Here is a 13,080-nt window from a genome sequence, read left to right as displayed (position 1 = left end):
GCGGGCGAACCACCGGGGCGGCTGTGCGCTCCCCATCCGACGACCGGGTAGGGTCTAGCGCCGTGCCCGGCAATCCCCGTCCCCGCACCATAAGCCCGATCCGGCTCGGCGAGCTCGCCGAGCGGATCGAAGCCGGTACGCCGGCAGCCGCCCTGACGCCGGTGTCACCGGAGGCGGCGGCCGTGGCCGTCACCGGAGTGACCCACGCCAGCGACGCGGTGCGGCCCGGTGATCTCTACGCCGCCCTGCCCGGAGCCCGCCGGCACGGCGCCGACTTCCTGCCGGCCGTCGTCGCGGCGGGCGCGGTGGCGGTGCTTACCGACCCGGCCGGCGCCGACCGGGCCGCCGAGGCCGGCCTGCCGGCCCTGGTGGTGGCCGACCCGCGGGCCGTACTCGGCGCGGTGGCCGCCGCCGTCTACGGCGAACCCACCCGGGACCTGACGGTGATCGGGGTGACCGGCACCGCCGGCAAGACCTCCACCGCGTACCTGATCGAGTCCGGGCTGCGCGCCGCCGGACACCGCACCGGGCTGATCGGCACCGTGGAGACCCGGCTGGGCGACCTGGCGCTGGACAGCGTCCGGACCACGCCCGAGGCGACCGACCTGCACGCCATGCTCGCCGCCGCCCGGGAGCGCGGGGTCACGGCGGTGGTGATGGAGGTGTCCAGCCACGCGCTCGCGATGGGCCGGGTCGGCGGCGTCCGGTTCGCGGTCGCCGGCTACACCAACTTCGGCCAGGACCACCTGGACTTCCACGCCGACGCCGCCGAGTACTTCGCGGCCAAGGCGCAGCTCTTCGACGGCCGGGCCGCCGCCGAGGTGCTCAACGTCGACGACCCGGCGCTGGGTCCGCTGGTCAAGCCCGGCACCGTCACCTACTCGGCGGCCGGTGACCCGGCCGCCACCTGGCGGGCCGCCGACATCACCGGCGACGGGTACGCCCAGCGGTTCACCGCCCTCGGCCCGGCCGGGGCGGTGGCGCGCACCGGCGTCGCGCTGCCCGGCCGGCACAACATCGCCAACGCGCTGCTGGCGATCGCCGCGCTGGTCGCCGCGGGCGTCGACCCGCAGACCGCGGCCGCCGGCGTGGCCGCCTGCCCGGGCGTGCCCGGCCGGTTGGAGCTGATCGAGGCGCCCGGCCCGGTGCGGGGCGTGGTCGACTACGCGCACAAGCCGGACGCGATCGTGGCGGCGCTCGCCGCCCTGCGCGAGCTGACCACCGGCGCGGGCCGGGTGATCTGCGTCCTCGGCGCCGGCGGCGACCGGGACCGGGGCAAGCGCCCGGTGATGGGCGCGGCCGCGGCCCGAGGCGCCGATCTCGTGCTGATCACCGACGACAATCCGCGTACGGAGGACCCGGCGGTGATCCGCGCCGAGGTGCGCGCCGGCGCCGAGCAGGCCGGGGTGGGCGCGGACGGCGCCGGGCTGGCCGGGATTGGTGCCGACGGTGCCGGGCCGGCTGGGGGCGACGGCCGCGAGTGGACCGGTCCGGGAGCGGCGGTGGTGGAGGTGCCCGGTCGGCGGGCGGCGATCGACGAGGCGGTCCGGTTGGCCCGGCCCGGTGACGTCATCGCGCTGCTCGGCAAGGGACACGAGCGCGGCCAGGAGATCGCCGGGCGGGTCGAGCCGTTCGACGACCGGGTGGAGCTGGCCGCCGCGCTGGCCGCCCGGTACGGCGATCTGGTGGTGCGCCGGTGATCCCGCTGCGCCTCGACGAGGTCGCCGCCGCGGTGCGCGGCCGGCTGCTCGCCGCCGACCCGGCCACCCCGGTCACCGGGCCGGTGGAGTTCGACTCCCGCAAGGTCGCCCCGGGCGCGCTCTTCGTGGCCTTCCCCGGTGAGCAGGTCGACGGCCACGACTACGCCGCCGCCGCGGTCGCCGCCGGCGCGGTCGCCGTACTCGGCACCAGGGAGGTCGACGGGGTGCCGATGGTGCTCGTCGACGACGCCCTCGCCGCGATGGCCGCACTGGCCCGGGCGGTACTCGACCGGCTGCCCGACCTGACCGTCATCGGGCTGACCGGCTCGTCCGGCAAGACCAGCACCAAGGACCTGATCGCGCAGCTCGCCGCCCGGCTCGGCCCGACGGTGGCGCCGCCCGGCTCGTTCAACAACGAGCTGGGGCACCCGTACACGGCGCTGCGGGCCGACCGTCAGACCCGGTTCCTGGTGCTGGAGAAGGGCGCCCGCGGACCCGGCCACGTGCGGTACCTGTGCCAGGTCGCGCCGCCGCGGATCGGGGTCGTGATCAACGTCGGGGTGGCGCACATCGGGGAGTTCGGCTCCGTCGACGCGATCGCCGAGGCCAAGGGGGAGCTGGCCGAGACGCTGCCACCGGCCGCCGAGGGCGGGGTGGCGGTGCTCAACGCCGACGACCCCCGGGTGCGGGCGATGGCCGGGCGCACGATGGCCCGGGTGGTGCTGGTCGGCGAGGCGGCCGACGCCGAGGTGCGGGCCGAGGACGTGACGCTGGACGAGCGCGGGCGGCCGTCGTACACGCTGGTGGTGACCGGCGGTCCCGCGGAGCCGGCGGGGGCCGGCGGGCCTACGGAGCCGGCGGGGGCCGGCGGGGTCGAGGAGTTCCGGGCGCCGGTGCGGCTGGCGCTGACCGGGCGGCACCACGTCGGTAACTCGCTGGCCGCCGCCGCGGTGGCCCTCCAGATCGGCCTACCGCTGGCCGACCTGCCTGCCGCGCTCGGCGCGCTGCGGCTGGTCTCCACCAGGCGGATGGACGTCTTCGACCGCACCGACGGGGTCACGGTGGTCGACGACTCGTACAACGCGAATCCGGCGTCGACGGCGGCGGCGCTGCGCGCGCTGGCCGGGATGGGTCAGGGCCGCCGGAAAATCGCGGTGCTGGGGTATCTGGCCGAGCTGGGGGAGTTCGAACGGGAGGGGCACGAGGAGGTCGGCCGGTTGGCGGCCGAGTTGGGCGTGGACCGGCTGGTAGTGGTCGGGGAGCCGGCCGCGCCGATCCACCAGGGGGCGTCCGCTATCGCGACATGGAAGGGAGTGTCGGTGCTGGTGACCGATCAGGCCGCAGCGGTGGAAGCGCTCCGGCGCGAGCTGCGCCCGGGTGACGTCGTCCTGGTGAAGGGCTCGCGCTATCGCACCTGGGAGGTGGCCGACGCGCTGCGCGCCGACGCGACCGGCCAGACGCCGGGGAACGGGGCGACCGCGTGAGGGCGGTGATCGTCGCCGTCTTCGTGGCCTTCCTGGTCTCGCTGTTCGGCACCCCGCTGGCCATCAGGGTCTTCACCCGGCTCAAGGCGGGCCAGCCGATCCGGGCCGAGGGTCCGGTGATGCACCAGGGCAAGAAGGGCACCCCCACCATGGGCGGGGTGGTCTTCATCGTGGCGACGGTGATCGCCTACGTGGCCGGGCACCTCACCCTGACCACCCTGCCGGACGAGCAGATCGCCCAGGTGGAGCCGACCATCACCGCGCTGGTCCTGCTCGGCCTGCTGGTCTTCTCCGGGGCCGTCGGCTTCATCGACGACTTCCTCAAGGTCCGCAAGCGCAACAGCGCTGGCCTCAACAAGCGCGGCAAGCTGCTCGGCCAGATCCTGGTCGGCGCCGTCTTCGGGGTGATCGCGCTCTGGTTCCCCAGCACGATGGTCGACGAGGCGGGCAACCCGACGAACACCGAGACGGTCGGCAGCACCACGCTGTCGTTCATCCGGGACATCGACGCGCTGGACGTCGGCAAGGTCATCTCGGTCATCCTCTTCATCTTCGTGGTGATGGCCTCCACAAACGGGGTGAACCTGACCGACGGACTGGACGGGCTGGCCACCGGCGCCTCGGTGATGGTGCTGGCCGCGTACGCGCTGATCGCCTTCTGGCAGTACCGGCACTGGTGCGCCGACCCGAACTACACCCAGGACTACTGCTACCAGGTCCGGGATCCACTGGAGATCGCGCTGATCGCCGGGGCGGCGGCCGGGGCCTGCGTCGGGTTCCTCTGGTGGAACACCTCACCGGCCCGGATCTTCATGGGCGACACCGGTGCGCTCGGGCTCGGCGGCCTGATCGCCGGGATGGCGATGTCCACCCGTACGGTGCTGCTGCTGCCGATCATCGGCGGGCTCTTCGTCATCATCACCATGTCCGTGGTGATCCAGATCATCTCGTTCCGGACCACCGGTAAGCGGGTCTTCCGGATGTCGCCGCTGCAGCACCACTTCGAACTGGCCGGCTGGAGCGAGGTCAACATCGTGGTCCGGTTCTGGATCATCGCGGGGATCGGGGTGGCGATCGCGCTCGGCCTGTTCTACAGCGAGTTCCTCGCGGCTGTCTCCTGACGTTCTCGGCCGGGCCGGCCGGGGTCCCGGTCCGGCCGACACGCCCGGCCGGCCACCTGCCGCGACCGGGCGCGCCGACGGTCGATGATGGGCCGGTGGGTCAGGACGAGGGGTGGACGGGATGACCGGCGAACCAGCACGATCCACCACCACTACCGGCGGTGCGGACCCCGGCGCGCGACCCGGACCGGACCGGGGCTTCGACCCCGCCGGTGGGCTGGCCGCGCTGCGCGGCCTGCTGGCCCGGCCGCTCGCCTCCTACTACCTGCTCGTCTCCAGCGCCGGCCTGCTGCTGGTGATCGGGCTGACGATGGTCTTCTCGGCCACCAGCGTGAAGGCGTACGCGACCGACGGCAACGCCGCCACGATGTTCCTCAAGCAGGCCCTGTTCGCGCTGATCGGGCTGGTCGCGTTCTGGATCTGCCAGCGGCTGCCGGCCCGGACGTTCCGCGCCCTCGGCCTGCCGGTGCTGATCGCCGCGGTGGTCCTGCTGCTGCTGCTCAACGGACTGCTGGCCTGGGCCTCGCTGAACCAGCTCGAGGACGCCAAGGTGGGGCCGCTGGAGGCCAACCTGCTCTGGCTCTACCTCGGTCCGGTCCAGGTGCAACCGTCCGAGCTGGCCAAGTTCGGCCTGGTGCTGTGGGGAGCCGACGTGGTCGCCCGCAAGGGCGCCGCGCTCGGCTGGTGGCGGGAACTGGCCACCCCGCTGTTTCCCGCGTTGGCCCTGCTCTTCGTCCTGGTGGGCTACAACGACCTGGGCACCATGCTCTGCCTGCTGGCGGTCGTCGTCGGCCTGCTCTGGGCGGCCGGGGTGCGGCTGCGGACCTTCGCCACGCTGGGCGCGCTCGGCCTGGTCGGCATCGGACTGCTGGTCGCGGTGGCCTCGGTGGGCGGCGGTTCCGGCTCGGCCGACGCGGAGAACTACCGGTGGGCGCGGATCACCTCGTTCCTCGACCCGCCGCCGCCGGAGGAGTGCAAGCTGGCGGACTGCTACCAGATCGCCCAGGCCCGGTACGCGATCGACCAGGGCGGCTGGTTCGGTGTCGGGCTGGGCAAGAGCGTCCTCAAGTGGGAGTGGCTGCCGGCCGCCGACAACGACTTCATCTTCGCGGTCGTCGCGGAGGAGCTCGGGGTGGTCGGCTGCACGGTCATCGTCGCGCTCTTCGCGGTGCTGGCGTACACCGGGTTCCGGATCGCCCGCCGGGTGGAGACTCCGTTCCGTCGTCTCGCCGCCAGCGCGGCGACGGCCTGGCTGATCAGCCAGGCGATCATCAACATCGGTGGCGTGGTCGGCCTGCTGCCGATCACCGGGCTGCCGCTGCCGTTCATCTCCGACGGCGGCAGCGCGCTGGTGGTGACCCTGGCGGCGGTCGGCATGCTCGCCTCGTTCGCCCGCGCCGAGCCGGACGCCGCGCGGGCCCTGCACGCCCGTCCGCCGGCCCGTTGGGTACGACTAGTCTGGGCCCCGTTGCCGCCGTTGCCGCCGGCCCGGCGAAGGTCGACGAAGCGTCCGCCGACGGACGGTGAGTCCGAGCCCGCAGCGGGGAAGCGGCGGGACGGTGGTCCCCGGCCCGACGGTGGCGGGGCGAACAGAGTGCGCGCCGGTACGGCGCGCGAGAGGAGACGCTGATGGGTCCGCTGCGGTCGGTGGTGCTCGCGGGAGGCGGCACGGGCGGGCATATCTACCCGCTACTGGCCTTCGCCGACTGCCTGCGCCGGCACGATCCGGGCGTGCGGATCACCTGCCTCGGCACGCCGAAAGGGCTGGAGACCGAGCTGATCCCGCCGCACGGCTACGACCTGAAGCACATCCCGGCCTACCAGCTGCCGCGCTCGGTGAACATGAATCTGCTGCGCACCCCGGACCGGATGTGGAAGGCGGCCCGCGCCGCCGGCCAGGTGATCGACGATGTGCGGGCCGACGTGGTGATCGGCTTCGGCGGCTACGTCTCGGTGCCGGCGTACCTGGCGGCGTGGCGGCGCGAGCTGCCGATCGTCATCCACGAGGTGAACGTGCCGCCGGGGGTGGCCAACCGGCTCGGGATGAAGTTCACCAAACATGTGGCGGTCGGCTTCCCGCACCAGCCGGCCCAGGCCGAGGCGCTGCGCGACGCCCGGGTGGTGGGCGTACCGCTGCGGCGCGGGATCGCCGGCCTGGACCGGGCCGCGCAGCGGGCGTCCGCGCGGGCGCACTTCGGCCTCTGGCCGGACCTGCCGACGATCTTCGTGGCCGGCGGGTCGCAGGGGGCCAGGTCGATCAACCTGGCCGTCTCCGGGGCGGCCAAGGAGCTGGCCGGGGCCGGCATCCAGGTGCTGCACGTGACCGGCGCCCGCAACGAGCCGGTCTCGGTGCCCAGCGACCTGCCGGTGCCGTACGTGACGCTGCCGTACCTGTCGGAGATGGAGCTCGGGTACGCCGCCGCCGACCTGATGGTGGGTCGGGGCGGGGCGATGACCTGCGCCGAGGTGGCCGCCATCGGGCTGCCGACGGTCTACGTGCCCTACCCGCACAGCAACCAGGAGCAGCGGCGCAACGCGCTGCCGGTGGTGGAGGCGGGCGGCGGGCTGCTGGTCGACGACGCCGAGCTGACCCCGGGCTGGGTGGAGCAGCAGCTGGTCCCGCTGGCCCGCGACCCGCACCGGCTGGCCGCGATGGGCGCGGCGGCGGCCGGCTACGGCCGCCGCGACGGCGACGAGGCGCTGCTCGATTTCGTGTACGAGGCGGTAACCCGGTGAACGGACCGACCGAAAATGGAAGGCTGACCCCATGAGCACCGCGGATCCAGTGCGCACCGCGCACCAGGTGGACACCGTCGAGACCGGTGGGATGCCGACCGCCGAGCAGCTGGGGACGGTACACCTGATCGGCGTCGGCGGCGTCGGCATGAGTGGGCTGGCCCGCCTGCTGCTGACCCGCGGCATCCCGACCTCCGGCAGCGAACTGCGGGAGTGGCCGACCCTGGCCGGGCTGCGGGCGCTGGGCGGCACGATCCACATGACCCACGAGGCGGCCAACCTGGACGGGGTCGACACCGTTGTCTACTCGACCGCCATCCCGTCCGACCACCTCGAACTGGTCGAGGCCCGCCGGCGTGGGCTGCGGGTGATGCACCGGTCCGAGGCGCTGGCCGCCACCATGACCGGCCGCCGCGCGGTCGCGATCGCCGGCACCCACGGCAAGACCACCACCACCTCGATGGTGACGCTGATCCTGCAACGCGCCGGGGAGGACCCGTCGTTCGTGATCGGCGGCGAGATCTCCGAGGTGGGCTCGAACGCCCACCACGGCAGCGGGCAGTACTTCGTGGTCGAGGCCGACGAGAGCGACCGGTCCTTCCTGCTCTACCGGCCGTACGTGTCGATCATCACCAACATCGACGAGGACCACCTCAACACCTACGGCGACTACGCCGGCCTGGAGTCGGCCTTCGCCGAGTTCGCCCGGCTGACCGACCCGGACGGGTTCGTGGTGACCTGCGCCGACGACCCGGGCACCCGACGGATGGCCGAGACGCTGCGCGCCGAGGGCCGGCAGGTTTTCACCTACGGCACCGCACCCGACGCCGACCTGCGGCTGAGCGAGGTCGTCTCGTCGGTGCAGGGGGTGCGCTACCTGGCCGCGCTGAACGGCACGTCACTTGGTGAGATCCGGCTGCCGGTGCCGGGCCGGCACATGGGGCTCAACAGCGCCGCCGCGGTGCTCACCGCGGTCAAGCTCGGGGTCGACCTGGCGGCCGCCGGGGAGGCGCTGGGCGCCTTCCCCGGGGTACGCCGCCGGTTCGAGCGCAAGGGCGCGGTCGACGGCATCCAGGTCTACGACGAGTACGCCTACCACCCGACCTCGATGACCGCCGCGTTGCAGACCCTGCGTGAGGTGGCCCGGGCGGGCGAGTCGGGCGACGGCGCGGACGGCGGCCGGCTGATCGTGGTCTTCCAGCCCTACCGGGTCTACCGCACCCGGGACCTGCAGGCCGAGCTCGCCACCGCGCTGGCGATCGCCGACGAGGTGATCACGCTGGAGGTCTTCGGCCCGGGCGAGGTACGCGAGCCCGGCGAGGGCGGGGTCGCGTTGACCGCGGCGGTCGCGCTGCCGGACGACCGGAAGATCTTCCTGCCGTCCTGGGACGAGGTGCCGGCCGAGGTGGTCCGGCGGGCCCGCCCGGGGGACGTGGTGGTGACCATGGGCGCGCCGCCGATCTCGCTGATGGGTGACGAGCTGCTGGCCGCCCTCGCCGGTGCCACGGCCGACCGGGCCGGATGACGCCGGGCCCGATGACACCGGGGCCGTCGACCCCGGGCCGGCGACCGGGCCGGGGCCGCGGTCCCGGCGGTCCGGCGCGGGACCGTACCCCCCCGCGTGGTCGGTCCGGCGGCCCGGTCGATCGCGGCGGTCCGGCCGGCGGCCGGACCGGCGCCGACGGCGCGGACGGCGGCCGGTCGGATGACGGCCGGCCCGGCGCCGGCGGCCGGCCTGGGGTTGGCGGTCGGCCTGGGGTTGGCGGTCGGCTCGGGGTTGGCGGCCGGCGGTGGCGGCTGGTCCGGGCCGGTAGCGACGCGGTGCCACCGTCGGCGCGGCGGTTCATGCGCCGGGCCCGGCAGCGTCGGCTGCGGGCGGCGGCGCCGTGGGCGGTCGGCGGCGCGGTGGTGCTGCTGGGACTGCTGGCCGCCTGGTTGGTCTGGGGTACGGCGTTGTTCGGTCTCCGCGAGCTGCGGGTGACCGGCACGGACCTGGTGAGCCCCGCGGACGTACGTGAGGCCGCGGCGGTCGCCGACGGCACCCCGCTGGCCCGGGTCGACCTCGACGCGGTCCGGGGCCGGGTCGCCGAGCTGGCGCCGGTGGCCGAGGTGAGCGTCAGCCGGCGGTGGCCGGACACCCTGGTGATCGAGGTCGTCGAGCGGTCACCGGTGGCGGTGGTCCCGCAGGGCCGCCGGTACGCGGTCGTCGACGGCGCGGGGGTGGTGTTCCGTACCCTCGCCGAACGGCCGGCGGACCTGCCGGTCGCCGTGGTGGCCGAGCCCGGTCCGGACGACGCCGCCACCCGGGCCGCGCTGGCCGTGCTCGCCGCGCTGACGCCGCGGCTGCGGGACGAACTGGTCGAGGTGACGGTGGCGGGTCCGGCCGAGATCCGGTTGAAGCTGCGCGGGGACCGGGTGGTGATCTGGGGCGACGCTTCGCGGAGCGAGACCAAGGCCCAGGTGGCCACCGGGCTGCTCCGGCAGCGCGGTGACACCATCGACGTCAGCGCGCCGGACGTGGTGACGATCCGTTGACCCGGTGAACCGGGTCGCAGCGCCGTCCGGCAGCGCGGGGCAACCTGCGGTCGGGATTGTCCACAGGGCGTGGCGACACGCCGAGCGGGTCCTTGGCTCCCGCCGTACGTGCGCATACGTTGCCCCGAGAGGATCAATAGTTGACATAACTGTAAGCCTCTAGTAGAGGGTGAGGGTTACTCCTCGTCCTCCTCGGCCGAGCGGAAGCCCGGCCGAGCGGATGTCGACCGCGGTTGCGCCGGACCGCGCGACCGGTCGGCGCCCTGCCCAGTCCCGAAGGAAAGGACCCCGATGACACCTCCGCACAACTACCTGGCGGTCATCAAGGTCGTCGGCATCGGTGGCGGCGGCGTCAACGCCGTCAACCGGATGATCGAGGTTGGGCTCAAGGGTGTCGAGTTCATCGCGATCAACACCGACGCCCAGGCGCTGCTGATGAGCGACGCCGACGTCAAGCTCGACGTCGGCCGGGAGCTGACCCGGGGCCTCGGCGCCGGCGCCAACCCGGACGTCGGCAAGAACGCCGCCGAGGACCACCGGGACGAGATCGAGGAGGTGCTCAAGGGCGCCGACATGGTCTTCGTCACCTGCGGCGAGGGTGGTGGCACCGGCACCGGCGGCGCCCCGGTGGTGGCGAACATCTCCCGCAAGCTCGGCGCCCTCACCATCGGCGTGGTGACCCGGCCGTTCTCGTTCGAGGGCAAGCGTCGCCAGGTGCAGGCCGAGACCGGCATCGACGAGCTGCGCAACCAGTGCGACACGCTCATCGTGATCCCGAACGACCGGCTGCTGGCGCTCGGTGACCGCGGGATCAGCATGATGGACGCGTTCCGCCAGGCCGACCAGGTGCTGCTCTCCGGTGTGCAGGGGATCACCGACCTGATCACCACGCCCGGTCTGATCAATCTGGACTTCGCCGACGTGAAGAGCGTGATGAGCGGTGCCGGCAGCGCGTTGATGGGGATCGGCAGCGCCCGGGGGGAGAACCGGGCGGTGGAGGCGGCCGAGGCGGCCATCTCCAGCCCACTGCTGGAGCAGAGCATGGACGGGGCGCGCGGCGTGCTGCTCTCCATCGCGGGCGGCTCCGATCTCGGCCTCTTCGAAATCAACGACGCGGCTCAGCTGGTCACCGACGCGGCCCACCCGGACGCCAACATCATCTTCGGGGCGGTCATCGACGACGCCCTCGGCGACGAGGTGCGGGTCACCGTCATCGCGGCCGGCTTCGACGGCGGCACGCCGGCGTACAAGCCTGCCGAGTCGCGCAAGGCGAGCGTGTCGCAGCCGGCGCCGCCGGCCGGCCCACCGGTCACCCTGCCGCCGACCCCGGCCCCGGCGCAGCCGGCCCGGCGGGTGCTCTTCGACGACGTCGATGTCCCCGACTTCCTCAAGAACGGTTCCTGAGCGGGGCGGGATACCGACGGATAACCGACAGCCGATCGACACGATGACGGCGGAGACCGGGCGCGACGGAACCACCGCGCGGCGCGCGGAGCTGACCGCGAACCTGGCCCGGGTCCGGTCCAGGATCGCGGCGGCCTGCGACGCGGCGGGCCGGGACCGTGGCGAGGTCACCATGATCGCGGTCAGCAAGACCTACCCGGCCAGTGACGTGCTGCTGCTGGCCGGGATCGGGGTGTCCGACGTCGGGGAGAACCGGGACCAGGAGGCGGCCGGCAAGGCCGCCGAGGTCGCGGCGGCCGGCGTCGCGGTCCGCTGGCACTTCGTCGGCCAGCTCCAGCGCAACAAGTGCCGGTCGGTCGTCCGGTACGCCGATCTGGTGCACTCGGTCGACAGCGTCCGGCTGGCCGGGGCCCTGGCCACCGCGGCGCACCGCGGTCGGGACCGGCCGTTGGACGTGCTGGTCCAGATCGGCCTGGACGGCGACCCGCGGCGCGGCGGCGCGGTGGCCGGCGATCCGGACCCGGACCGGGGACTGGACCGGGTGGCCGACGCGGTGGCGGCCGCGGACTCGCTGCGGCTGGCCGGGGTGATGGCGGTGGCCCCGCAGGGCTGGCCGCCGGACCGCGCGTTCGGGTTGCTGGCCGACCTCGCGGCCGGCCTGCGGCGGCGGTTTCCGGAGGCGGTCGTGATCTCGGCCGGGATGAGCGGCGACCTGGAGTCGGCGATCGGACACGGCGCGACACATGTGCGCGTCGGCAGCGCGTTGCTCGGAATGCGTAGCACGCTGCGGTAGCCTGACGAGGACACCAAACTACATCAGTGTTGTTTGCGACGAACCCCGTCCCCACCTGGGGATCGAGCTCCCACTCCGGGAGATCGATCCCTACTTGGGTATCGGTGCCCGGCAGGGGCGGCGATCCCGGGGGTGGGCACGAGGCGCCCGGCTGGCGCGCCGGGAGTCGGCTCGGGCCGGGGGGCCCGGTGGGTGGCGGCGCGCGACAGCGGCAGGGCCGGGGGGCGTGCCGTACGGCGGACGGAGGGGCGCGGCGATGGGTGCACTGCGCAAGGCGGGGGTCTGGCTCGGCCTCGTGGAGGAGGACGACGAGCGGGCCTACGACGACGGTGGCTACGACAAGGGTGGCTACCGCGAATCGCGCTACCGGCAGAGCCGGTACGCCGAGGAGTTCGCCGACGAGGATGACGAGCCGGAGGAGGTGCCGGCCCGGCCCCGGCCGCGGTCGGCCGACCGGGCTGGTCGGCTCCCCGAGCGGGTGACCAGCCGGTCGACCGAGGTCGACCGGGGTGACGAGGATGACGAGCGGCCGGACCGGGTCGAGCGGGCGAGTGTGCGGTCGATCACCCGGCACGGCTCGGACCGGCACGGCTCGGAGTCGTCCTCGGCGCTGACGTACCACACCCGGGACAACCTGGCGTTGGCTCCGCAGGTTCAGCTGCGGGAGCGGGCCGTGGTCGCGGAGGAGGAGCAGCGGTACCAGATCACCACGCTGCATCCGACCACCTACCGGGAGGCACGGACGATCGGCGAGCACTTCCGGGACGGGGTGCCTGTGATCATAAACCTCACCGAAATGGATGAGGCGGATGCCCGCCGATTGGTCGACTTCGCCGCCGGCTTGGCCTTCGGCCTGCGCGGTACGATCGAGCGCGTGACCAACCGGGTGTTCCTACTCTCACCGGCAAACGTCCAGGTCACCGCGGAGGACAAAGCCAAGATCGCTGAGGGTGGGTTTTTCAGCCTGAGTTAGCTCGACCGAGGGATCCAGCCTGCCGTGTTGTCGATCGTGCTCCAAGTCCTCTATCTGGTCCTCTACGTCTTTCTCCTGGTGCTTTTGGCCCGATTTGTGCTAAGTGCGGTCCTGCAGTACGGGCGCCGCTGGCAGCCGGGCCGGGGGGCGTCGGCAGGACTTGAGTCGGTGTGGAGCGTCACTGATCCGCCCCTCAAGGCGTTGAGGCGTGTGATCCCTCCATTGCGAATTGGTACCGTGAGCATCGACCTGGCCTCCCTTGTGCTCCTGGTTATCCTGTTCGTGCTGATGGAGTTCGTGTTAAGGCCGTTGATCATCAGGTGAGCAGCCTGCT

Annotated in this window: 11 protein-coding genes; all 11 read left to right on the top strand. The window is 73.4% G+C overall.

The window, feature by feature from the left end; all coding sequences use genetic code 11:
• The first annotated feature begins 23 nt into the window (after nt 1-23).
• Nucleotides 24-1,700 carry a UDP-N-acetylmuramoyl-L-alanyl-D-glutamate--2,6-diaminopimelate ligase gene (locus tag O7627_RS22960; protein WP_278095561.1) on the top strand — a complete coding sequence of 559 codons (1,677 nt, stop codon included), beginning with the start codon at nt 24-26 and terminating at the stop codon, nt 1,698-1,700.
• Nucleotides 1,697-3,184 carry a UDP-N-acetylmuramoyl-tripeptide--D-alanyl-D-alanine ligase gene (murF, locus tag O7627_RS22955; protein WP_278095560.1) on the top strand — a complete coding sequence of 496 codons (1,488 nt, stop codon included), beginning with the start codon at nt 1,697-1,699 and terminating at the stop codon, nt 3,182-3,184. Before O7627_RS22960 ends, murF begins: the two co-directional genes overlap by 4 nt.
• Nucleotides 3,181-4,305, top strand: a complete 1,125-nt coding sequence (gene mraY, locus O7627_RS22950; protein ID WP_278095559.1) for a phospho-N-acetylmuramoyl-pentapeptide-transferase — start codon at nt 3,181-3,183, stop codon at nt 4,303-4,305. Before murF ends, mraY begins: the two co-directional genes overlap by 4 nt.
• Nucleotides 4,306-4,522: 217 nt before the next feature.
• On the top strand, nt 4,523-5,935 hold the full coding sequence (locus O7627_RS22945; RefSeq protein WP_278098388.1) for a putative peptidoglycan glycosyltransferase FtsW: 1,413 nt from the start codon (nt 4,523-4,525) through the stop codon (nt 5,933-5,935).
• Entirely contained in the window at nt 5,935-7,041 is a 1,107-nt protein-coding gene (gene murG, locus O7627_RS22940; RefSeq protein ID WP_278095558.1) for an undecaprenyldiphospho-muramoylpentapeptide beta-N-acetylglucosaminyltransferase, read from the top strand. The genes O7627_RS22945 and murG overlap by 1 nt, the downstream gene beginning before the upstream one ends.
• 91 nt (nt 7,042-7,132) lie before the next feature.
• Nucleotides 7,133-8,566, top strand: a complete 1,434-nt coding sequence (gene murC, locus O7627_RS22935) for a UDP-N-acetylmuramate--L-alanine ligase (protein WP_278098387.1) — start codon at nt 7,133-7,135, stop codon at nt 8,564-8,566.
• A gap of 272 nt (nt 8,567-8,838) precedes the next feature.
• Entirely contained in the window at nt 8,839-9,576 is a 738-nt protein-coding gene (locus O7627_RS22930; RefSeq protein ID WP_278098386.1) for an FtsQ-type POTRA domain-containing protein, read from the top strand.
• Nucleotides 9,577-9,867: 291 nt separating this feature from the next.
• A complete protein-coding gene (gene ftsZ, locus O7627_RS22925; RefSeq protein ID WP_278095557.1) occupies nt 9,868-10,980 on the top strand; it encodes a cell division protein FtsZ in 1,113 nt (370 codons plus the stop codon).
• Nucleotides 10,981-11,023: 43 nt separating this feature from the next.
• The gene (locus tag O7627_RS22920) at nt 11,024-11,773 is read left to right on the top strand and encodes a YggS family pyridoxal phosphate-dependent enzyme (RefSeq protein WP_278095556.1); all 750 of its coding nucleotides are present in this window, start codon (nt 11,024-11,026) and stop codon (nt 11,771-11,773) included.
• Nucleotides 11,774-12,029: 256 nt separating this feature from the next.
• Complete coding sequence (sepF, locus tag O7627_RS22915; protein WP_278095555.1) at nt 12,030-12,746, top strand: cell division protein SepF; 717 nt, start codon at nt 12,030-12,032, stop codon at nt 12,744-12,746.
• A gap of 24 nt (nt 12,747-12,770) precedes the next feature.
• Nucleotides 12,771-13,070, top strand: coding sequence for a YggT family protein (locus O7627_RS22910; protein WP_278095554.1), 300 nt, complete (start codon nt 12,771-12,773; stop codon nt 13,068-13,070).
• Nucleotides 13,071-13,080 lie beyond the last annotated feature (10 nt).

Origin of the sequence: Solwaraspora sp. WMMD1047, from assembly GCF_029626155.1 — a bacterium.
Classification (GTDB): Bacteria; Actinomycetota; Actinomycetes; order Mycobacteriales; family Micromonosporaceae; genus WMMD1047.
Note: the sequence above shows the minus strand (reverse complement) of the source record. Positions and strands in the feature narration are given on the sequence as shown.